The organism is Muriicola sp. (assembly GCF_049669965.1).
Lineage (GTDB): Bacteria > Bacteroidota > Bacteroidia > Flavobacteriales > Flavobacteriaceae > Muriicola.
The window spans coordinates 1-22,649 of the sequence record NZ_JBATLB010000166.1; the positions used below are offsets into that span (position 1 = coordinate 1).

A 22,649-nucleotide genomic window follows, 5' to 3' on the forward strand; every position below is an offset into this window, starting at 1 on the left:
CCAAAGGTATTGGTTGTAACCACCCCATTATCTATTTGCTCCCAGGTATAGGTAAGTACATCCCCCGGATCGGGATCGGCTGCCTCTCCGGTTAGGACAAAGGCGGTGTTCTTAGGAATGGTATAGTTTCCAATAGTTGTAATGACCGGAGGTGAATTTGAGATTGGCAATTCTACTGCACAACTCGTGGTTGCAATATATTCGGAGATCTGAAGGATGCTGTTGTAATGGAAATAATCATCCCCACTTGTTTGTACATTATTTCCTTCCACAATGCCCGCATAGCCCATGATCGTTGAACCACTGGCAGGTTCGGCCTGTACTCCGGTCCCTTCAGATTCAAAAGACCAGGTATGATTGGCACCAAATTGATGTCCCAGTTCGTGCGACACATAGTCGAGATCAAAAATATCTCCCTGTGGATTCAGGGCCGCCGAAAATGCACTTCCTTTTTGATTTGTTCTACAAACAGCTCCTATAAATCCGGCATTTCCATTATTGGTGTCCTCATGGAACAAATGACCCACGTCGTAGTTTAAACTACCAATAACATTGGTAAGCGTTGTTTGTACCTCAGAATTTAAATTGGATCCATAGGGATCCGTGGCAGGATCTATGTAAATCACAAGATCATCATTGGGAATTAGTTCCAGGGAAATGCCCAGATCCGTTATAAAGATCTCATTTACACGGGTAAGGGTAGCGTTGATAGCAGCCAGGGCATCAGGGATAGTCCCGCCATGGAACTGGGTGTATTCTCCCGTAGCTGAAACTGCTATTCTGAACTTTCTTAAGGTTTGATCATCCACCAGTTTAGCGGTGCGTTCCTGTTCGGAGAGAATGGGTTTGGCCTCAGTGTTACAGACAAATTTATCCATTTCTGCGCTCTGCCCGCTACGGTCGTACAGGACGTATTCTGTTGCATCCCGCGATGCTTTTTCCAGGAAAATACTTCTCTCTTTTCCATTAAAAATAAACATGGCCTGCACGCCTTTGGGCGATACACTAAAACGGACCCTTTCTGTTTTGTCTCTAACACTGTTGCCCGAAAAAGAGCGTATTTCGGGGTACTTGGCCGTAAGTTCCGGAGAAAAAACAGGAGTTTCTTCCACCTCATAGGCAACCATTACCCCATTAGCATCAGGAAAATAAATCTGGGTTTTGTTTAGGGATCCGGTGGTAAGCTTACTTAACTCTCGTTCTAAAAGCCTTTCTTCCAACGAAAAAAAACGTACTTTCTGTAATTCCAAACCCTTAAGATCCGAAGATAATAATTCGTTCTTTACGGCTGTTGATTGCCAATATCCAGACTGTGCCACAGCGGAAAAGCACACAAATAGTATGGATATTGATAAAACAAGACGTAGTTTTGTTAACATTTGGGGACATTAAAACTTTAAAAATAAGCCTTTTTATTATTTATATGGTGTGGTAACAGTTCAAAGCATTTCTAAATACGATAAACATCAACCATCAGTTATTACAATTGGAACATTTGACGGGGTCCATGTTGGTCATAAGTTGATCCTGGAACGCCTCATAAATGATGCCAGAGTTACGAATAGGGTGTCTGCAGTACTTACCTTTTTCCCACATCCCCGTATGGTCTTACAAAAAGATTCCGACCTGAAACTTCTTAATACTATAGAAGAAAAGAAGCAGATACTGGAGGGGTTAGGGCTAGACTTTCTTATAATTCAACCCTTTACCAAGAGCTTTTCCAGATTGAGTGCAACCACCTTTGTGAGGGATATGTTGGTGAATTCCTTACATGCTAAAAAAGTGATCATAGGGTATGACCATCGTTTTGGCAGGAATCGAAATGCCAATATCAACGATCTGATCGCCTTTGGCAATGCACTAGAATTTGAGGTAGATGAAATTCCTGCCCAGGAAATTGAGGCGGTGGCAGTAAGTTCTACCAAGATCAGAAGTGCCTTGATGGAAGGCGATGTACGCACGGCCAATTCATACCTGGGATATTCCTATATGCTCAGCGGAGAGATCATCAGGGGAAAGGGCCTGGGAAAAGAATTAGGTTTTCCTACCGCCAACTTACACATTAAAGAAGAATACAAACTTATTCCAAGGAACGGTGTTTATGTAGTTCAAAGCCAATTGAAAAACAAGACGGTGTACGGAATGATGAATATTGGTACCAACCCCACTGTAGATGGGCAACACCAGAGCATAGAAGTGAATTTCTTCGATTTTAATGAAGACCTATACCACCAGCATATACAAGTTAATATTCTTCATTGGATCCGGGAAGAACAGAAGTTTAATTCCCTGGAGGAACTCAAGGCACAGCTAAGAAAAGACAAAGAGACAGCGCATTCACTAATTTCAGAATAAATGCTTCAGAATTGGCTTTTTAAGAAGATAGACAACGGGTCGCTTATCATATTTCGTATCTTTTTCGGAATCCTTATCAGCTTAGAGAGTTTTGGTGCTATTTTAACGGGCTGGGTAAGAAGAACCTTTATAGATCCTACTTTTACATTTTCTTTTATAGGCCTTGAATGGCTACAACCCCTCCCTGGAAATGGTATGTACCTCTATTTTGTGGTCATGGGGATTTTGGGAATCTTTATAGCTATTGGTTTTAAATACCGTTGGAGCATTGTTCTTTTTACGCTCTTGTGGAGTGCCGTTTACTTCATGCAAAAGACCGCCTATAACAACCATTATTATCTTTTAATTCTGATAACTTTCCTGATGTGTTTCCTGCCGGCACAACGCTATGCCTCAGTAGACAGCAAATTAGATCCCTCGCTGCGCAGCAATTCCATGCCGGCTTACGTGCAATGGATCATTATTTTTCAATTATTTATTGTCTATACCTATGCGGCTCTGGCCAAACTTTATGGAGACTGGTTAGATCTCTCCATCATTGAGATCCTCCTTAAAGGAAAGGAATCTTATCCGCTCATTGGCTCTTTTCTTCAGCTTCCATGGGTGCATACCATTGTTGGTGTTATGGGTATTATATTCGACCTTCTGATCGTTCCGGCCCTGCTTTGGAAGCCAAGTCGAAACTGGGCCTTCGGATTTGCAATTTTCTTTCATCTTTTTAATTCCATTGTTTTCCAGATAGGGATCTTCCCTTATTTGGCGCTGGCCTTTATAGTGTTCTTTTACCCCCCTGAAGTGATCAAAAAACGTTTTCTGCGGAAAAAGCAGCTTTATACCGGGAATGAGTTCCAAATACCCAGCTATAAAAATTGGTTATTATTGGGTTGCGGCATTTATTTTGCATTTCAGCTGGTATTACCCGTACGGCATTTTTTAATTGAGGACGATGTGCTGTGGACGGAGGAAGGACATAGAATGAGCTGGCGAATGATGCTCCGAGGCAGATCCGGGGTAGTTCAATTTATCATAAAAAATAAGGTCACCGGGGAAAAATCTATTGTACCTCACCAGCTGTATTTAACACCTCAACAATTAGAAAAAGTTTCTTGCTATCCCGATTTTACCTGGCAATTTGCCCAGTATCTAGAAAAGGAATACGCAGCTAAGGGTCAGCAAATATCGGTGTTTGCCAAATCCAAGGTAAGTATTAACGGCCGGCCCTTGGTGCCATTCATTGATCCTGGCGTAGACCTTGCTGCAGAAGAATGGGATCATTTTGGGCATCACAAATGGATCTTGCCTTCCCCCTATCAAAAGAAAAAAAACCGCTAAGGAATCCTTGGGCTTCCTCATCTGAATTCACCAATTAAGCGTAAATTTGTGCCTTAATTCAGGATCAATGCTAGTATTACAGGCCATTAGGGAAAATAAAGAGGCTCTTGTCACAGCTCTAAAGAAACGAAATCTGGATGCGGATGCCTTGTTGAATAAAGTACTTGAGCTCGATGAGAAGCGAAGAGGCATTCAAACGGAAATGGACGGCACTCTTGCACAGCTCAATTCCTTATCCAGGGAAATAGGCACTCTCTATAAGGCTGGAAAGGCTCAGGAAGCCAACCTCTTAAAAGAAAAAACTACCCAGCTGAAAGAAGATTCTAAAAGTATGGGTGAAGCCTTAAATGCGGTTGCCACAGAATTGGATCAGGCCTTATACCTTATCCCTAATATTCCAAATGAGCTTGTCCCCGCTGGTAGTTCTGAAGAAGACAATGAAGAGGTTTTTCGTGAAGGTGAGGTGCCAACACTTATGAAAGGAGCTCTTCCTCACTGGGAATTAGCCAAGAAATATGATATTATCGATTTTGAACTCGGGGTAAAGATCACCGGGGCAGGATTTCCGGTATACAAGGGGAAGGGTGCCAGATTACAACGTGCCTTGATCGCTTATTTCCTGGATAAAAATACGGCTGCAGGGTATACAGAAATGCAGGTACCATATTTGGTGAACGCAGCCTCAGGATTTGGCACGGGTCAGCTTCCCGATAAAGAGGGGCAAATGTATCATGTAACTGCAGATGATCTGTACCTCATTCCCACTGCGGAAGTGCCTGTAACGAACATACTTCGCGATACAATATTAAACTATCAGGACCTGCCTGTTTGTTATACCGGATATACCCCTTGTTTCAGGAGAGAAGCTGGGAGTTATGGAGCTCATGTACGCGGACTTAACCGTCTTCATCAATTCGATAAGGTTGAAATTGTCCGGGTTGAAGAGCCGGCAAACTCCTATGAGGCCTTAACCACCATGGTAGAACATGTAAAAGGTATTTTAAGAGAATTAGAATTACCATTTAGAATTCTCCGTTTGTGCGGAGGAGATCTTGGATTTACCTCAGCACTAACCTATGACTTTGAAGTGTTTTCTACCGCCCAGGACAGATGGTTAGAAATTAGTTCCGTCTCCAATTTTGAGACCTATCAGTCTAACCGACTAAAGTTGAGGTTTAAGGATCAAAATGGCAAGACTCAATTGGCCCATACCCTCAACGGAAGTTCACTGGCACTACCCAGAGTTTTGGCAGGAATTTTGGAGAACTATCAGTCGGCCGAAGGGATCCACATCCCCAAAGCACTGATCCCCTACACAGGTTTTGATCTAATAGATTAAGATTTCATTGATAGTTTTTCTTGGTTGACTTGGTTACCTTTGAGAAAGTTCCATGATGAAAAGTGTTATTTTATTTGTGTGCCTCCTTACAGCTCTGTGTGGGATTGCACAAGACGACTTTTTAGCGAAGCAGTACTTCAACGATGGGGAATACGAGAAAGCACTTGTATTTTATGAGAAACTCGTAGACCAAAATCCCCGTAGAATGGATTTTGCGGAGAATATGATACGTTGTTATCAGCAATTGGAATACTATGAGAAGGCCGAGGGATTTTTGATGGGCCGACTAGAATCCGGAAATGCCTTCCCCACCATCTACATAGAATTAGGTTACAACTACAGGTTGCAGGAGAATACTCAACAGGCAACAGTATACTACAATAAAGCTTTGGAGGCCATTGAAAAAAATCCAAACTACGGTTACGGGATTGGCGTGGGTTTTCAGCGATTTTCCTTACTAGATTTTGCCCTTCAAGCCTTTGAACGGGCCATGGAGTTAAATCCGGAACTCGATTACAATTTTCAAATTGCCCAGATTTATGGAGAACAGGGAAATATAGAGAAGATGTTTGTAGCGTATCTTCAACTACTAGACAAGGGCCGCTCCACTCTTGGAAATGTCCTAGGGAAGATAGGCGATTTTATTACCGAAGATGCAGACAATGAGAACAACAGAATCCTCAAAAAAGTAATCTTACAAAAGGCACAAAAAGACCCGGATGTACTTTGGAATGAAATGTTGAGCTGGCTCTATGCACAACAAAAACAGTACAATTTTGCTTTTACCCAGGAAAAGGCCATTTATAAAAGAGCGGAGGGATCTACTTTTGAACGGATGGAGGCCCTGGGAAACACTTCCCTGGAGAATGATGCCGCAGACATTGCACAGCAAGTCTTTGAATATATTGTAAAGAACAGCTCAGAAATTGTGACCAGACTTAATGCCCAGCTTCATCTGCTAGACATTGAGTTACTGAGGGCCGAGGAAAAAGACTTTGACAGAATTGACACGAGCTATCAGGAGCTAATGAACACTTATGGATATCAGGTGCCCACTTTGCAATTACAGGTTGCCTACGCTAATTTTCTGACTTTTAAACGAAGTGAATCTGAAAAGGCCATCCTGATCTTAAAAAAATCGCTGGAACTGCCACTGGCAAAATACGGAGAAGCCTATATAAAAATGGCTTTGGGTGACATTCTGGTATTCGACCAGAAATTCAATGAGGCCCTTATTTATTTTTCACAGATCCAAAAAAGCCTCAAGAACGACGTTTTGGGTCAGGAAGCAAGGTTTAAAGTAGCTCAAACAAGTTTTTACAAAGGCGATTTTGACTGGGCCCTCACGCAGTTGAAGGTGCTTCGTGGATCCACCTCACAGCTCATCGCCAATGATGCGATGCAGCTGAGTTTGTTGATCTCAGATAATTCCCTGGAAGATTCAACACAAACCGCCTTAAAAAAATTCGCTCGAGCCGATCTTCTGGCTTATCAGAATAAAAACCAGGAAGCCATCGCCGAATTGGAAGAAATCTTGCAACAACACAAAGGCGAAAAGATTGAAGACGAGGCGCTTTTAAGGCAGGCACAATTACTGGAAGCTTCGAATAATCTTGAAGCTGCGCTTTTTAATTACACTAAGATCATTGAATTCTTCGGAAATGATATCCTAGCGGATGATGCCCATTTTGCGATGGCAGAATTATATCGCACAAAATTGAATAATACTGAAAAGGCAAAATATCATTACGAACGTATCCTTTATAATTTTCAAGACAGTTACTACTTCCCACAGGCCAGAAAAAATTTCAGAATTCTGAGGGGAGATACCATCAATTAATTATTCAACTTTTTACCTCACACTGGCGTATGCTCATTTATAATGTCACCATCAATGTTGAAGAATCCGTCAGAGATGCATGGGTATCCTGGATGATAAAAACACATATACCGGACGTTTTAGCTACCGGAAGATTTTTAGAGGCCACTATGACCAGGGTCATGGTAGATGAAGAGATGGGCGGAATTACCTATTCTGTGCAGTACAAGGTAAAGGACCGTGCTACCCTGGATCTTTATTATAAAAACGATGCCGACAGATTGCGAAATGAAACTCTAAAACGTTTTGGATCTGCTCTGGTTGCATTTCGGACAGAACTGGAAGTGGTCACTATTAACAAACCCCTGATACGCAGCGCAACAGAATACTTATTCACCTACGGCACCCTGCAGGAAAAAGAAGTGCAAAAAATGGTCTTTTCCAGGATCTTAACGGGCAATGAGGACCATCTTGGGGCACATACGATTTCCAAGGAGTTGGTAGGTGGCCTTTACCCCACCATAGAATCAACTTCCAAATCTGCGAAGGGTGTCCCAGGAATTGTGTATATTATTAGTAAGGAAGAATTACTGCGTGTGGATGACTATGAAGGCGATGCCTATTACAGAAAAAAAGCAACACTCGCCTCAGGAACCGAAGCCTGGGTATACCTTGGCAAAACCAAATCTTAAGCATCTTTTTACATGGGCAAACGAAAAAAGTCTCATTCCCAATACTACAAAAAAAATGGTCCTCATGGCAAAGAAGAAGGACCGGTTAGAGCCAAAAAACATCTAGGACAGCACTTTTTAAAAGATGAGTCTATTGCACAACAAATTTCAACCACCTTGTCCTTATCTGGTTATAGCGATGTACTAGAAATTGGTCCGGGAACCGGTGTACTTACCAAATATTTACTAAAGCAGGATATTGATCTGGTAGCGATGGACCTGGATGCCGATGCCATTATTTATCTCAAACACAGCTTTCCATTAGAGTATCCTGAACTAATGGAAAGAAAAGGCAGCTTTACGGTGGTGGAAGCAGATATTCTGCAGGCCGACCTTCAAACCTATTTTGGCCAAAAACCCTTTGCCATCATTGGAAATTTTCCATATAATATATCCACTCAGATCGTATTTAAACTCTTGGAATACAGGCAACAGATCCCAGAATTTTCCGGCATGTTCCAAATGGAGGTTGCCAAGCGTATTTGTGAAAAAGAAGGCAGTAAAGCCTATGGCATCTTATCTGTCCTGGTGCAGGCTTTTTATGAGGCCGAATATCTTTTTACCGTACATCCCGAGGTATTTGATCCTCCTCCTAAAGTTAAATCAGGAGTACTTCGGCTCACTCGCAGGGTAAACACAAACTTAGACTGCGACGAGGCATTGTTCTTTAAGGTAGTTAAATCTGCTTTTAACCATAGGCGTAAGACCTTACGAAATAGTTTAAAAAGCTACAACCTTTCTCAAAATCTAAAAGAAGATGCTATCTTTGACCAGCGTCCGGAACAGCTGGGTGTGCGCGATTTCTTATCGTTGACAAGGAAGATAGCAAATGACACCATTTAAACTCACAGAAGACCTATTAGCAGAAATTGTTGAGCTCATTGATGCCAATAATAAGGAAGCTTTGCATTTGCTTTTGGAAGAAGTTCACTTTGCGGATGTGGCAGAGATCGCAAATGAACTGAGTTCAGAACAAGCCACCTACCTGATAAAGCTACTCGATAGCAACAAAACCTCGGATATACTCACGGAATTAGATGAGGATGTCAGAGAAGCCATTCTGAATAATCTTTCGTCCAAGGAGATTGCGGGAGAACTGGAAGAACTAGATACCGATGACGCCGCAGATATCGTTGCCGAGCTTCCAAAAGAGATCATCCAGGAGGTAATTTCGGAAATTGAAGATCGGGAACACGCAAGACATATTGTAGACCTGTTGCGTTATGATGAAAATACTGCAGGTGGGCTAATGGCGAAAGAATTGGTGAAAGTGAATGAAAACTGGACGGTTCTTCGCTGTGTAAAAGAAATGCGGGCACAGGCAGAAAATGTGACCAGGGTACATTCTATTTATGTGGTTGATGATGATGAAAAACTCAAGGGACGTCTCTCCCTGAAGGATCTGCTTACAACTTCTACCACTAATCCCATCAAAAATGTATATATCCCCAAGGTAGACTCCGTAAATGTGAATGAAAAGCCGGAAGAAGTTGCCAAGATCATGTCTAAATACGATCTGGAGGCCATTCCGGTTATAGATGAAATAGGCAGGCTGGTTGGCAGGATCACCATTGATGACATTGTGGATGTTATTAGGGAAGAGGCCGAAAAAGATTACCAACTTGCAGCAGGGATCTCTCAGGATGTTGAGGCCGATGACAGTATATGGATGTTAACCCGCGCCAGACTTCCATGGTTGTTTTTGGGTTTATTGGGTGGTTTGGGTGCAGCAGCTATCATGGGTAATTTTGAGGAGATGATCAGCAAACATGCCATTTTATTTTTCTTTACCCCTTTGATTGCCGCCATGGCAGGGAATGTAGGAGTGCAATCGAGCGCTATCATCGTGCAGGGCCTTGCCAATGACGACCTGAAGGGAAGTATAGGAAACCGGCTCATTAAAGAAATGCTGCTCGCCTTGTTAAATGGCGTTATTCTGGCCTTTGTGTTACTCTTTTTTACCTGGATCTGGAAAGGGACTTTTATGACCGCACTTGCCATCTCAATTTCCCTTATCACCGTTATTGTGGTAGCAGGGATCATTGGCACTTTTACTCCATTATTCCTTCATAAACGAGGTATAGACCCTGCTATCGCCACAGGCCCCTTTATTACTACAAGCAATGATATATTTGGGATCCTTATCTATTTTACGATTGCCAAGGTTTTACTGGGCATCTAAAAGTCTAAAAAAAAACATACCTTGAAGCTATCTCCAAAAAGAACAGTAGGGGATAAAAATCTATCGTATGAAGGTTAAAGTAGGTGTCATTCAGGAACATCCTGTGTTTTTTGACAAGGAAGGAACCATTGACAAAATAGAAAGCCTTCTTTCCGCCAATGCCGGGAAAGGGTATGAGCTGTTTGTCTTTCCGGAATCTTTTATTCCGGGATATCCCAGAGGTTTCACTTTTGGGGCCACCATTGGAAAACGCAGTGAAGAAGGCAGGTCGCTTTATGCAACCTATCACAAGAATAGTCTTGATCTGGAAAGCGACTCCCTAAAGAGATTGGAAAAACTCTCTAAATTATATTCAGTATACCTGGTCATAGGAGTTACAGAATCTACCGCTGCCAATGGCAGTTTGCATTGTTCCATGCTTTACATCTCCCCATCCAAAGGCCTTTTGGGAGTTCATCGCAAAATAAAACCTACTGGGACAGAAAGGGTGGTCTGGTCTGAGGCTTCCGGTGAGGATCTGGTTAGCTTTAACACCCGTATCGGAAAATTAGGAGGCCTGATCTGCTGGGAAAATTATATGCCCCTGGCCCGTATGGCCATGTATCAAAAAGGGATACAGATCTATATAGCTCCTACCGCAGATGCGCGCGAATCCTGGGTAGACTCCATGAAACATATTGCCCTGGAAGGCCGGTGTTTTGTTTTGGGGTGTAATCAGTTCGTAACCAAAGATATGTATCCGGAAAAGTACCAGGCCTTGTTACAAGAGGAAGATTCTATGATGTGCCCGGGAGGCAGTGTTATTGTTGGTCCGGATGGTAAAATACTCGCGGGGCCCCTATGGAATGCCAAGGGTATTTTAACAGCTACCTTAGATCTGGAAGAAATTTCCAGACAAAAACTCGATTTTGATGTGAACGGACATTATTCCAGAAAGGATATTTTTGAGTTTCATGTAAAAGATCAACCCCCTATGCAAGATGAATGATATTTTTAAAAGAATAATCCTCCTTATTGTTTTCGTTGCAATCTTATTTTCAGGTTGCCAGCGTACGGTGGAAAATAATTCAGATATCGATCTAAGACATGTCCCGGACACTCTGGAATTATTTGCAGAACATCGCGTTTCTACCTCATTGTATGAACGCGATATGGCAATTGCACCCAACGGAAAAGAATTTATATATACCCTGGGCACCTATGACCAACGAAAACGGGGATTGGTTGTCGTAGAACAAAATGAATCTGTATGGAGCAAAGCTGCCCTACTCCCTTTTTCGGGTAGGTATCAGGATATTGAGCCATTTTACTCCCCGGACGGAAATACCTTGTTTTTTGCTTCTAACAGACCTATTTATGGAGATGCTTCCCGAAGTGATTACAATATCTGGTATGTTAACAGGTCTCAAGGCATTTGGAGTGAACCATTTCCGTTAGATTCGCTGATTAATACGCCTAAGGATGAATTTTATCCGGCAGTAACTGCTAATGGCACGCTTTACTTTACAGCCACCCGGGAAGATGGAATTGGCAGAGAAGATATCTATAGAAGTGAGAAGATTTCAGGAAATTACGAGGCACCTGTAGCCTTAGACTCTATGATCAATTCGTTGGCATATGAATTTAACGCATATGTGGATCCTGAAGAAACACTTCTTATTTTTAGTTCCTTTGGAAGGGAAGACGGATTAGGTGGAGGCGATCTTTACTTCTCAAAAAAATCAGCAGAGGGTCACTGGACAAAGTCAACAAATATGGGTCCTACCATAAATTCTCAGTACCTGGACTACTGCCCTTTTGTTGATCTTCAAACAGGAAATTTTTATTTTACCAGTGAACGGGTAAAGGGCGATTCAACAAAAATTAACACGCCTGCAGATATAGAATTATCGGCCTTAAGCACCTTAAATGGCATGGGTAATATATACAGAATTGGATTGAAGAACACCCTCTTAAAACAGCTTCCATGAAAGCAATAAATCTGACACAGAAACACCAACTTATCAACAAACATTGGCACCCGCATCAAATTGCTAGGGTAGACGATATGCAAGTACTCCTTGCAAAGATACAGGGCGAGTTTGTTTGGCATTCCCATGAAGAGGAAGATGAACTATTTCAGGTCCTAAAAGGCACCTTGTATATGCAATTCAGGGACAGAACGGTAACCGTCAAGGAAGGCGAGCTAATTGTTGTCCCAAAAGGGGTGGAACATTGCCCGGCCACCAAAAACAATGAAGAAGTGCAGCTGTTACTATTCGAAAAGAGCAGTACATCGCATACCGGAAACATCAAAGATGAACGAACACAGACCCACTATCCTAAAATCTAAGTGAGATGAAAGTATTGCATTTAGATACCAACCATCCTTTGCTCCTGGAGCAGTTGGCCGCTTTGGGTTTTGAGAACACCGAGGAATACACCGCAGATAAAAATAAGGTACAGGCCATTGTCCACCAATTTGATGGTATCATACTAAGAAGCAGGTTTAAAATAGACAGGGAGTTTCTTGATAAGGCCACTAATCTTAAATTCATTGGAAGAGTGGGAGCCGGATTAGAAAATATCGATGTTGCCTATGCCGAAGAAAAAGGTATTTTTTTAGCAGCAGCCCCTGAAGGGAACAGGAATGCCGTGGGAGAACAAAGCCTGGGAATGATACTATCACTTTTCAATAACTTAAATAAAGCCGATAAGGAGGTTCGCCGGGGACTATGGGACAGGGAAGGCAACAGAGGGCTGGAATTAGACGGAAAGACCATAGGGATCATTGGATACGGAAATATGGGGAAGGCCTTTGCCAAAAAATTACAGGGATTTGAGGTAGAGGTGCTATGTGTTGATCTTCTCGAGAATGTGGGAGACCAATATGCCACACAAGTTTCGCTTAAAGAATTACAACAAAAAACAGACGTGCTTAGTCTACACCTGCCTCAGACCAATCTCACCATAGGAATGGTGAATAAGGCCTTTATTGAAGCCATGGGCAAACCTTTCTGGTTGGTGAACACAGCCAGAGGCAAATGTGTGGTGACCCGGGATCTGGTAGATGCTTTGAATTCGGGGAAAATTCTCGGTGCCGCACTCGACGTATTGGAGTATGAAAAAACATCCTTTGAGGATATGTTTGGGGACAGGCAAATGCCGGAAGAATTTAATTACCTCCTTCATTCCGAGAAGGTACTCTTAACCCCCCATATTGCCGGATGGACCCGGGAAAGTAAGATAAAACTAGCTGAAACCATCGTAAAGAAGATTTCGGAAAGATTTTGTTAACTTAGAGTCCCTTCAGTTGAAAGATCGATTTTCGATCATAACAAAACCAATGCCCAATGAGATCAGACGCTGCAACTCCGGAAGCTTATATTTCTAATTTACCAGAAGATAGAAAAAGCGCTATTTCTTCCCTCAGAAAGACCATCCTTAAGAATTTACCAAAAGGATTCGAAGAAGTCATGAATTACGGAATGATCGGCTATGTGGTGCCGCATAGTATCTATCCCGAAGGCTATCATTGCAGCCCGGAATTACCCCTCCCTTTTATCAATATAGCCTCACAAAAGAACTTTGTGGCCTTTTACCATTCAGGGATCTATGCAGACAAAACCTTATATGATTGGTTTGTTTCAGAATATTCAAAGCAGGAAACTAAGAAATTAGATATGGGTAAGAGTTGTGTGCGTTTTAAAAAGGTAGCACATATTCCTTATGATCTCCTGGGAAAGCTTTGCTCCAAAATGACGGTAGATCAATGGATAGCATTATACGAGAGGAATATAAAATCCAAATAAATGAAAAACAGGGTAACAGGTTTAGGCGGCTTTTTCTTTAAAACAAAGGACCCAGATAAGGTAAAAAATTGGTACAAAAAGCATTTAGGTCTAAATACAGATCACTATGGCTGTACGTTTTGGTGGAAAGACAAGGAGGGGAATGACTGCTCTACACAATGGAGTCCGTTCAAGGAGGATACTACCTACTTTGAGCCAAGTAAAAAGCAATTTATGATGAATTTTAGGGTGGAAAACCTAGGTGAATTATTAGCAGCATTAAAAGAAGAAGGGGTTGCGGTTATTGGTGATATACAAGAGTACGATTACGGTAAATTTGGATGGATCTTAGACCCCGAAGGCAACAAGATTGAACTATGGGAACCTGTTGATAAAGCATTTCTTTGAGTAAAATTTTATTGCTACATTTAAGCAAGATTTAACCAACAAATAAATAAAGATGTCAGAAGAAGATAAAGATTTTGGCGACAAGGCAAAGGACGCATTTGACGATGCCAAAGAATCCGCAAAAAAAGCCGCAGGTGAAGCTAAAGAGGCCGCCGGTGATTTCGCAGAAGGGGCCAAGAAAACAGCCCATGAGTTTACAGAAAATGCTAAAGAGGCCTTTGGTGGCGCTGGCGGTGAAAACAAGAAAATAGTAGCCGGGATTTTAGCTATACTACTAGGCTCACTTGGGATACATAAATTCATATTAGGTTACCAAAAAGAGGGTATCATTATGATTGCGGTAACTTTAGTCCTGGGGGTTTTTACTTGTGGAATTGGCGCCTCGTTAATGGGATTAATCGGACTTATTGAAGGAATCATTTACCTGACAAAATCTGATGAAGAATTTTACAACACCTATCAGGTAGGAAAAAAACCCTGGTTCTGATAAAAGAATGAAGTCAGATTTTAACGATCTGGCTTTTTTTATTTACTTATATATCGTAATATTGCAATATACAAATATGAAATGGGACTTACCAAAACAGCCATCTTTAATACGTCTCAGAATGAACTAGCTACTATTTTTAAAGTACTGGCGCATCCGGCGAGGATTGCTATCCTACAGTACATCAGCACTCAGGACGCCTGTATTTGCAATGATATAGTAGAGGAGATTGGTCTGGCCCAGCCTACTATTTCACAGCACCTGAAAGAACTAAAAAGCATTGGCCTTATTGAAGGGGAAATAGAAGGTAAAAAGGTATGTTACTGTATTGCCTTAGACCGTTGGAAAGAGATACAAACTCTCCTTAATTCCTTCTTCAACGAAACAAAAATAAATTGTTGTTAAAACTCAGATACAATGAAAACAAAAGAATTCTTATCCATTTTAAAGGAACAGGGGAAAAAGGAACTGATATTCGAATTCCTCCCGGGACAAATGGTAGGAGCCAATTACCATATTACCGAGGTAAAAAATACGCATATAGATGCGGTTGACTGTGGTGGCCGAGCAGACGCCTGGAATGAAACCGTAGTTCAGCTTTGGGAAAGTCCATCAGAAAAAGATAAGACCAATTTCCTATTAGCCTCCAAAGCACTTTCCATTCTGGACCGGGTAAATTCTATGAGACCTATGGATCAGGAGGCCATCATACGATTTGAATACGGCAATGATTCCTTTCATACAGCCCAGTTATTTGTAAAGGATACACTCGTAAAAGAAGATGCCCTGGTAATTTCACTAAGTATAGCACCAACGGCCTGCAAAGCAGAAGAGCTCTGTGGGGTCTCTGTAGATACCCAAAAGGAATTAGCGACAAGTTGCAGCCCAGGTGCGGGATGTTGTTAATCAAAGCTCTATGAAGATAAGAACTATGAGTCCGGAAGACTGGCCCGTAGTGTCCAGGATCTATAGAGAAGGAATAGCTACCGGTTTTGCAACCTTTGAAAAAGAGGTCCCCTTTTATGAAAATTGGGACAAGGCACATCTCAAAGATTGCCGTTTGGTAGGCCTTGATGCCGACAACATTACCGGGTGGGCTGCCCTATCCCCTGTCTCCAGCAGATGTGTGTACGGTGGGGTTGCTGAGGTGAGTGTATATATCGGAAAGGAACACTGGGGCCTGGGAATCGGAAAAAAATTGTTGAGTTCTCTGATCGATGCCAGTGAACAAGCCGGCTATTGGACCCTTCAATCAGGTATTTTCCCTGAGAATAAGGGCAGTATAAAAATTCATGAACAATGTGGATTCCGACTAATAGGATGCCGTGAGCGGGTTGGAAAACTAGACGGGGTCTGGAAAGACAATTTGATCTTTGAAAGGCGAAGCTCCAAGGTGGGTATTGATTAAATAAAAGTCCAAAGAAGCATGAACAAAAAAAATATTCTGGTTCTCTGTACCGGAAATTCCTGTCGAAGTCAGATGGCACACGGCTATTTAAAGGCAATGTTAAAAGAAAAGGCCCAAGTGTACAGTGCAGGGATAGAAACACATGGTTTAAATCCGGGAGCGGTTTCTATCATGATGGAAGACGATATAGACATATCCGGACATACGTCTAATCATGTAAATGAATATGAGGGTATTGCATGGGATTATATTATCACCGTATGTGATCACGCCAAAGAGAACTGTCCTTTTATTCCTTCAAATTCTGCCGTAAGACTTCATCACAATTTCTTCGATCCTTCTAAACTGAAAGGAACCAATACGGAGATCCATACAGCATTCCTAAAAGCAAGGAACGAGATAAAGGATTATTGTAATGAATTTGCCAGGCGGGAATTCTCCTAGACGGAATCGTTATTCTCTGACATCTTGCGTTCCAACTCGGCCTGAAACTCTTCCATAACAGGTTTTACAGTACTCTCGGGAAGATCGGCAATTTTAATATACATAAGTCCATCTACCGCATTGTTGAACAGCGGGTCTACATTAAAAGCCACCACTTTAGCATTTTGCTTTATGTACTTCTTAATCAGTACGGGCAATCGCAGACTACCGGGTTCTACTTCTTCTATGAGGCGGTCAAACTTATTGAGATCGGCTTCTGTTTCATCAAATACGAATTCCTTATCCGCATCCTTTAATTTTACCTTAAATTCCTTTTTAGGATGGATGTATTGCGCCACATACGGATCCCAATAATTAGACTTCATAAATTCTATCATCAGGGATTTGGAGAAATTTGAGAACTGATTGCTTATACTGACCCCGCCTATCAGGTACTTATGTTCCGGATATCGCAAGGTGGTATGCACTATTCCCTTCCAGAGAAGGAAGAGCGGCATAGGCTTTTGTTGGTATTCTTTTACAATATAGGCTCGCCCCATTTCGATAGATTGGGTCATCATCCCATAGAGTTCCGGCTCAAATCCAAACAGATCCTGCAGATAAAAACCATCTATGCCATGTTCCTTGAATATTTGAGAACCCATTCCCATCCGATAGGCACCCACAATGGCCTTATCCTCATCGTCCCATAAAAAGAGATGGTGGTAATAGTCGTCAAACCTATCCAGGTCTATAGCTTTATTAGTGCCTTCCCCAATGGCGCGGAAGGTTAGTTCTCGTTGCCTTCCTATCTCATTCAGTATAAAAGGCATATCCTTTTTTTGAGCTAGGAAAACTTCATAGTTCTTACTTTGCAGCAGTCTGCAATCCTTTTCTCGTAGTTTTTCGATCTCCCCCTCTATGACCTCTGTTCGTACCGCCGTAGCGATCTTCCTTGGTTGTTTTGGAATCTTCAGGCTTCCTGGTATCTGATCTATTAAACGTTCCTTCTCATAGGCATTGGCCAGGATATAGGTTTTCCGTCTAAGCAGATCAGTAAAATCCTCCAGAGTTTCATGTTCCTTTTGAGCGGCTACAGAAATAGGCTGACCTATTCTTACCTTTATGGCCCTATTGTGCTGAGTGGTCAATTCTGAAGGGAGTTTCGCAGTTCTGAAGATGTCATTGATCTTCGATAGGCGATAGAACAACTTACTGTTCTTCGCATGAAAATAAATAGGAACCACAGGAACTTCTGCCTTGCGAATTAATTTTAAAGCTGCTTCTTCCCAGGGTTTATCAACGATAAGTTTTCCGTCTTTGTAGGTAGACACCTCCCCTGCCGGGAAGATCCCAAGGGGATGCCTATCCTGTAAATGCTGTAGGGCACTTTTAAAACCGGCAATACTGCTTTTTGCGTCTTTGTGATTTTCAAATGGGTTAACTGGCAAAATAAACGGAGCCAGTGGTTCTACCCTGTGTAAGAGGAAATTGGCAATGATCTTAAAGTCTTCCCGGTGCTGCAGTAATAATTTTAGCAACAAAATGCCGTCTATACCGCCCAGGGGGTGATTGCTGATGGTAATAAATGCTCCTTCTTTTGGAAGTCTTTTAATATCCTCTTCCGGTATTTCAAAATCGATCTCATAGTGCTCCAGGATGGCATCCAGGAATGGTTTAGCTTCCAGGTGCCTGTGTTTTTCGTAGAAGGCATTCATGGAAGAGAGTTGAGTGATCTTCATCAACATCCAACTCATAAAGGTCCCAAAAAATCCGTACCGCTCAAGATTAATGGCTTTCGCTACTTCTTTTGCCGTTACTAAACCCATATTTTTATTTACAGTTAGGAGGTAAAGATAGGAAAATAGCCCATGGCGTTAGGTTATTCATTCAGAGAATTACAATCTTATAATTCTTACTTTACCACCAATTGAACCGTCTCTTTTCCGCGTTGTTCTAATAGAACTTCCTTTCCGTTTTGTAAAGAATCTATTGATTGAGCGTCAAAATGCCTGATGGTATACAATGAAACTCCTTCGTGGTATACCACTTTAAACTTACCCTTTAAATGGTCCAATAATTCTTCTAATCGGCCAAATTTATTGTCCACACACACCGAAAAGCTAATGGCCGAGTTCTGAATCATGTCTACCTTCATCTTATAATCGTGCAAAAGTTTAAAGAGGTCGCTTATATTATCTTCCACAATAAAGGCAAAATCCAAGGATGATAGTTTCATGAGCACCTGATTCTTTTTTACAATAAAACAAGGGATCTTTGGATCTATTCCTTCGCCTTTTCCCACCATGGTTCCAGGATCTGTTGGATGCAGGAACGATTTAACATACAAAGGGATCTCTTTCCGTTGCAAGGGCTGAAGTGTTTTGGGGTGGATCACCGATGCCCCGTAAAAGGCAAGTTCTATCGCCTCCCTATAGGATATCTTATTGAGCAATTGCGATTCCTCAAAATACCTGGGGTCTGCGTTTAGCACGCCCGGGACATCCTTCCAGATGGTCACCGAATGGGCATTTAAGCAATAAGCCAAAATGGCCGCCGTATAATCAGATCCTTCCCTCCCCAGGGTTGTTGTAAAGTTATTTTCATCGCTTCCAATAAACCCCTGACTCACATATAATTTACCCTTTTCCAGTCCCTGGGAAACGCGTTCCTGCGTTTTTTCCCATTGAATATCCACGTCTCTGTAATTGTTGTCGGTCTTAATGAAGTTTCTAATGTCCAGCCAGGAATTGCGGATACCCACTTCATTCAGGTAGGCACTTACAATGGTGGTGGAAAGTAATTCCCCGTAACTAACCACCTGGTCATATACAAAATTGTATTTGGGAGATTTGTTCCATGCCAAAAATCCTTTTACCTCTTCCACCAGAGAATGCACGTCTTTGTAAATAGGATGATCCGGGGCTGCAAAAAGCTCCTTCAACACCTGCAGATGGTAGTCCAAAACCTCTTGTAAAGCAGCGGCGAGTAATGTCTTATCCTGAAAATATGCATTTACCACTCCTTCCATGGCGTTGGTAATTTTCCCCATAGCCGAAATGACCAGAAATGTATCCTGATACCCAACTTGCTCTAAAACTTTCACTAAATTCTTAAGTCCATCAGCATCCTTCACAGAAGCGCCACCAAATTTAAAGATCCTCATAAGTTCTTTATAAAGTTTTCTATCCCTTGTTCATCTAATTGCACCACATCCCAGTCGCGCATTACTTTTGCCCCTTTTTTTTCGTAAAACGAAATAGCAGGTTCATTCCAGTCGAGTACTTCCCAACTGATCCTTTTGGTTTTCATTCTATGGCCATATTTTACTACGCTGGACAGCAATGCAGATCCCAGACCACTTCCGCGCATAGGCTCGGCCACAATAAGATCTTCCAAATGAAGTACTGGTCCTTTCCAGGTTGAATAGCGCGGATAGACCAGGGCCATCCCTTCAATCTTTCCATTGACTTCCCCAACAAAACAGTGAAAGAGGGGGTTTGCTCCAAAGCCATCCTTCACCAGCTCTTCTACCGAAACGTCTACGGCATTCGCTTCCTTTTCAAAATGCGCCAATTCTTTTATCAGCTTTAAAACCTCAGGCATATCTTCTGCCTTGGCATCTCTGATCGTATACTTCATAATTGTTACAAATAAAACACAAAGTTATAAATTTAAAAAATGAATGTCGGGCGAAAACGTTTTAGTTTCACAAATTGTCCGATATTTGTGAGCAAATAACACAGGCTCACCAATGGACAAAAAGAACACCACTCTAGGAGAATTCATCATTGAAAATCAGTCCTCTTTTCAGTATTCTTCGGGTGAGCTTTCTAAGTTGATCAACGCCATACGCCTTGCGGCGAAAGTGGTAAACCACGAAGTGAACAAAGCGGGATTAATAGACATTCTAGGTGGTGCCGGAGATACCAATACTTCTGGCGAGGACCAACAGAAGTTAGACGTTCTGGCCAATGATAAGTTTATACAGACCCTGAAGAACAGGGAGATCGTATGTGGTATTGCCTCTGAGGAAGAAGATGATTTCATCAGTGTGAACAGCAATGATGACTTGCATCAAAATAAATATATTGTTCTGATAGACCCCTTGGATGGTTCTTCGAATATTGATGTAAACGTATCCGTTGGGACCATCTTTTCAATTTACAGAAGAATTACGCCTATTGGTACGCCTGTTTCCCTAAAGGATTTTTTACAGCCGGGAATCAATCAGGTAGCTGCAGGGTATATTATTTATGGTACTTCTACCATGCTGGTCTATACCACCGGTGACGGTGTCAACGGATTTACCTTGAATCCCGCTATAGGAACATTTTATCTTTCACACCCCAATATGCAATTTCCCGAAACGGGCCAGATCTACTCTGTGAATGAGGGCAACTACACCCATTTCCCTCAAGGTGTAAAAGATTATATTAAATACTGCCAACGGGAAGAAGAGGACAGGCCTTATACCTCCAGGTATATAGGATCCCTTGTTTCTGATTTTCACAGAAACATGATCAAAGGGGGTATTTATATTTATCCAAAAAGCAGTGTAGCCTCCAACGGTAAATTGCGCTTACTTTATGAATGTAACCCAATGGCCTTTTTGGCAGAACAGGCCAATGGCAAGGCAAGTGATGGCTTTGGACGTATTATGGAGATTCAACCAGAAGAACTCCATGAGAGGGTTCCCTTCTTTTGTGGAAGCAGGAAGATGGTAGAAAAAGCAGAAGAGTTTATGGCCGCACAGCCAAAATAATCAATACTGTAGCAAGCAGGTACTAATCCTTTTTGCGTTTCATCATGTACAGATAGTCTTCAAAATCGAATTTTCCTCTGAACAAGATAATGGACCTTTTAATGATCTTTTCTGCCTTGGCAGGAGAATACCCCAGAGCCAAGGCATATTTCTCTATCAGTCTGTATTCATCTTCATCAATATCGTGATCTGCGTAAATGATGCTGAAAAGATCGTAGAGTCGTTCTAAACGCTTCTCAGATTCGTATGGAGCTTCAATAGGATATTTATTCTCCTTCTTCATCACCTCCGCGTATTCAGCCCCGGAAATGTCGAATTTTACAGCAAAGCGATCGAGCACTTTCCTTTCTTCAGGGTTTATCTCCCCGTCTACTGCCGCCAAGGAAGCTATGGCAGCAAAATGAGCTAAATTTCTTCTTTTTTCGCTATGAGCGTATAAATCTAATATGGGCATAATTTGTATTCATCTATTTAGCAAAGATACTTTTTTTGACAGGGATTATTTCAATAATCCTTCCATAATTTTCATCTGAGTCCGGGGGAAATAGACAATTCCATTATGGACATACCAGGGCAGAGAAGTGCCGGAATTTTGTAACTTGCTACCGCTATGAAAAATCCACTACTGACCTTTACGGATAAGGGAATCTACTGTGAAAAAGCCAAGGTATATTTAGACCCGTGGAAGCCCGTTGATAAAGCTATCATCTCACACGGGCATGCCGATCATAGTCGTTGGGGCCATAAAAATTACATCACCCACGAACAGAATATCCCCATTATTAAGCACCGCCTTGGGGATATTAACACCACTGCCGTAGCCTGGGGCGAAAGCTTTACTGTCCATGGGGTGCGTTTTAGCCTACATCCTGCCGGTCATATCCCCGGATCCTCACAAATACGGGTAGAACACAAAGGGGAGGTCTGGGTCTTTTCGGGAGATTACAAAACAGAGGCCGATGGTATCTCTACGCCCTTTGAACCAATAAAATGTCATTCCTTTATTACAGAATGTACCTTTGGATTACCCGCCTTCAAATGGACCCCTCAACAGGAAGTTTTCCGTGATATCAATCAGTGGTGGGCAGAAAACCGCGCAGAAGGAAAGACTTCTGTCTTATTTGGTTACAGCCTTGGAAAGGCACAGCGACTTTTAAAACATTTGGATACTTCCATTGGCGTCATCTATACCCATGCCGCCATAGAGAATATGAATGAAGTACTACGTCCCTATGTATACTTGCCCAGGACCATACGGATTACTAAGGATACCAAAAAGGAAGACCTCAAAGGCAACCTTGTACTGGCACCCCCCAGTACCCATGGGAGCCCGTGGCTAAGAAAAATGGTCCCGTATGTAACGGCTACTGCCAGCGGCTGGATGGCCTTCAGGGGGGCAAGAAGAAGGCGGGCCATCGATAAAGGATTTGTCCTGAGCGACCATTGTGACTGGTCCGGACTACTGGCTAGTATTAAGGCCACAGGGGCATCGCGTATTGTATGCACTCATGGATATTCTGACATCTTTTCCAGGTTCCTTAGAGAACAAGGGTACGATGCGCGCACAGAAGAAACCCAGTACGAAGGTGAATTGGCAGAAATCAGTTCTTCAACAGAAGACGAAACCTAG

At 42.2% G+C, this 22,649-nt stretch carries 25 protein-coding genes; 20 read left to right on the plus strand and 5 right to left on the minus strand.

What is annotated here, in order from left to right:
- On the minus strand, positions 1 to 1,379 hold a 1,379-nt coding region (locus WBM49_RS08775; RefSeq protein ID WP_424371677.1), incomplete at its 3' end, for a reprolysin-like metallopeptidase.
- Between the two features lie 49 nt (positions 1,380 to 1,428).
- Here WBM49_RS08775 and WBM49_RS08780 point away from each other — a divergent pair.
- The 18 genes from WBM49_RS08780 to WBM49_RS08865 all read left to right on the plus strand — a co-directional run bounded on the left by WBM49_RS08780 (position 1,429) and on the right by WBM49_RS08865 (position 16,275).
- A complete protein-coding gene (locus WBM49_RS08780) occupies positions 1,429 to 2,355 on the plus strand; it encodes a bifunctional riboflavin kinase/FAD synthetase (protein ID WP_424371678.1) in 927 nt (308 codons plus the stop codon).
- On the plus strand, positions 2,356 to 3,687 hold the full coding sequence (locus WBM49_RS08785) for an HTTM domain-containing protein (protein WP_424371679.1): 1,332 nt from the start codon (positions 2,356 to 2,358) through the stop codon (positions 3,685 to 3,687).
- A gap of 67 nt (positions 3,688 to 3,754) precedes the next feature.
- Complete coding sequence (gene serS, locus WBM49_RS08790) at positions 3,755 to 5,026, plus strand: serine--tRNA ligase (RefSeq protein WP_424371680.1); 1,272 nt, start codon at positions 3,755 to 3,757, stop codon at positions 5,024 to 5,026.
- A gap of 52 nt (positions 5,027 to 5,078) precedes the next feature.
- Complete coding sequence (locus tag WBM49_RS08795) at positions 5,079 to 6,866, plus strand: tetratricopeptide repeat protein (protein ID WP_424371681.1); 1,788 nt, start codon at positions 5,079 to 5,081, stop codon at positions 6,864 to 6,866.
- 29 nt (positions 6,867 to 6,895) lie between these two features.
- The gene (locus WBM49_RS08800) at positions 6,896 to 7,537 is read left to right on the plus strand and encodes a DUF4286 family protein (protein ID WP_424371682.1); all 642 of its coding nucleotides are present in this window, start codon (positions 6,896 to 6,898) and stop codon (positions 7,535 to 7,537) included.
- Positions 7,538 to 7,549: 12 nt separating this feature from the next.
- Positions 7,550 to 8,419 carry a 16S rRNA (adenine(1518)-N(6)/adenine(1519)-N(6))-dimethyltransferase RsmA gene (rsmA, locus tag WBM49_RS08805; protein WP_424371683.1) on the plus strand — a complete coding sequence of 290 codons (870 nt, stop codon included), beginning with the start codon at positions 7,550 to 7,552 and terminating at the stop codon, positions 8,417 to 8,419.
- Complete coding sequence (mgtE, locus tag WBM49_RS08810; RefSeq protein WP_424371684.1) at positions 8,406 to 9,758, plus strand: magnesium transporter; 1,353 nt, start codon at positions 8,406 to 8,408, stop codon at positions 9,756 to 9,758. The genes rsmA and mgtE overlap by 14 nt, the downstream gene beginning before the upstream one ends.
- A gap of 67 nt (positions 9,759 to 9,825) precedes the next feature.
- Positions 9,826 to 10,746: a carbon-nitrogen hydrolase family protein gene (locus tag WBM49_RS08815; RefSeq protein ID WP_424371685.1), complete on the plus strand. Its 921-nt coding sequence runs from the start codon at positions 9,826 to 9,828 to the stop codon at positions 10,744 to 10,746.
- A complete protein-coding gene (locus WBM49_RS08820) occupies positions 10,739 to 11,728 on the plus strand; it encodes a TolB family protein (RefSeq protein ID WP_424371686.1) in 990 nt (329 codons plus the stop codon). Before WBM49_RS08815 ends, WBM49_RS08820 begins: the two co-directional genes overlap by 8 nt.
- A complete protein-coding gene (locus WBM49_RS08825) occupies positions 11,725 to 12,090 on the plus strand; it encodes a cupin domain-containing protein (protein WP_424371687.1) in 366 nt (121 codons plus the stop codon). The genes WBM49_RS08820 and WBM49_RS08825 overlap by 4 nt, the downstream gene beginning before the upstream one ends.
- 5 nt (positions 12,091 to 12,095) lie before the next feature.
- A complete protein-coding gene (locus tag WBM49_RS08830; protein WP_424371688.1) occupies positions 12,096 to 13,034 on the plus strand; it encodes a 2-hydroxyacid dehydrogenase in 939 nt (312 codons plus the stop codon).
- Positions 13,035 to 13,090: 56 nt separating this feature from the next.
- On the plus strand, positions 13,091 to 13,549 hold the full coding sequence (locus WBM49_RS08835) for a DUF1801 domain-containing protein (RefSeq protein WP_424371689.1): 459 nt from the start codon (positions 13,091 to 13,093) through the stop codon (positions 13,547 to 13,549).
- Positions 13,550 to 13,936 carry a VOC family protein gene (locus WBM49_RS08840; RefSeq protein ID WP_424371690.1) on the plus strand — a complete coding sequence of 129 codons (387 nt, stop codon included), beginning with the start codon at positions 13,550 to 13,552 and terminating at the stop codon, positions 13,934 to 13,936.
- A 52-nt stretch (positions 13,937 to 13,988) separates the two neighbouring features.
- A complete protein-coding gene (locus WBM49_RS08845) occupies positions 13,989 to 14,423 on the plus strand; it encodes a TM2 domain-containing protein (protein ID WP_424371691.1) in 435 nt (144 codons plus the stop codon).
- Between the two features lie 81 nt (positions 14,424 to 14,504).
- Positions 14,505 to 14,828, plus strand: coding sequence for an ArsR/SmtB family transcription factor (locus WBM49_RS08850; protein WP_424371692.1), 324 nt, complete (start codon positions 14,505 to 14,507; stop codon positions 14,826 to 14,828).
- 12 nt (positions 14,829 to 14,840) lie between these two features.
- Positions 14,841 to 15,329, plus strand: a complete 489-nt coding sequence (locus WBM49_RS08855; protein WP_424371693.1) for a DUF6428 family protein — start codon at positions 14,841 to 14,843, stop codon at positions 15,327 to 15,329.
- 10 nt (positions 15,330 to 15,339) lie between these two features.
- A complete protein-coding gene (locus WBM49_RS08860; protein WP_424371694.1) occupies positions 15,340 to 15,831 on the plus strand; it encodes an N-acetyltransferase family protein in 492 nt (163 codons plus the stop codon).
- Positions 15,832 to 15,849: 18 nt separating this feature from the next.
- Complete coding sequence (locus tag WBM49_RS08865) at positions 15,850 to 16,275, plus strand: arsenate reductase ArsC (RefSeq protein WP_424371695.1); 426 nt, start codon at positions 15,850 to 15,852, stop codon at positions 16,273 to 16,275.
- Here the strand turns inward: WBM49_RS08865 and WBM49_RS08870 are convergent.
- The 3 genes from WBM49_RS08870 to WBM49_RS08880 all read right to left on the minus strand — a co-directional run bounded on the left by WBM49_RS08870 (position 16,272) and on the right by WBM49_RS08880 (position 19,896).
- Entirely contained in the window at positions 16,272 to 18,083 is a 1,812-nt protein-coding gene (locus tag WBM49_RS08870) for a GNAT family N-acyltransferase (protein WP_424371696.1), read from the minus strand. The genes WBM49_RS08865 and WBM49_RS08870 overlap by 4 nt on opposite strands.
- An 86-nt stretch (positions 18,084 to 18,169) precedes the next feature.
- A complete protein-coding gene (locus WBM49_RS08875; protein WP_424371697.1) occupies positions 18,170 to 19,420 on the minus strand; it encodes an aspartate kinase in 1,251 nt (416 codons plus the stop codon).
- Positions 19,417 to 19,896: an N-acetyltransferase family protein gene (locus WBM49_RS08880; RefSeq protein ID WP_424371698.1), complete on the minus strand. Its 480-nt coding sequence runs from the start codon at positions 19,894 to 19,896 to the stop codon at positions 19,417 to 19,419. The genes WBM49_RS08875 and WBM49_RS08880 overlap by 4 nt, the downstream gene beginning before the upstream one ends.
- A 112-nt stretch (positions 19,897 to 20,008) precedes the next feature.
- Between WBM49_RS08880 and fbp the strand changes: the two genes are divergently transcribed.
- Complete coding sequence (fbp, locus tag WBM49_RS08885; RefSeq protein ID WP_424371699.1) at positions 20,009 to 21,019, plus strand: class 1 fructose-bisphosphatase; 1,011 nt, start codon at positions 20,009 to 20,011, stop codon at positions 21,017 to 21,019.
- Between the two features lie 22 nt (positions 21,020 to 21,041).
- Here the strand turns inward: fbp and WBM49_RS08890 are convergent, their stop codons facing one another.
- Positions 21,042 to 21,473 carry a TerB family tellurite resistance protein gene (locus tag WBM49_RS08890; RefSeq protein ID WP_424371700.1) on the minus strand — a complete coding sequence of 144 codons (432 nt, stop codon included), beginning with the start codon at positions 21,471 to 21,473 and terminating at the stop codon, positions 21,042 to 21,044.
- A gap of 156 nt (positions 21,474 to 21,629) precedes the next feature.
- Here WBM49_RS08890 and WBM49_RS08895 point away from each other — a divergent pair, with 156 nt between their 5' ends.
- Positions 21,630 to 22,649 carry a ligase-associated DNA damage response exonuclease gene (locus tag WBM49_RS08895; protein WP_424371701.1) on the plus strand — a complete coding sequence of 340 codons (1,020 nt, stop codon included), beginning with the start codon at positions 21,630 to 21,632 and terminating at the stop codon, positions 22,647 to 22,649.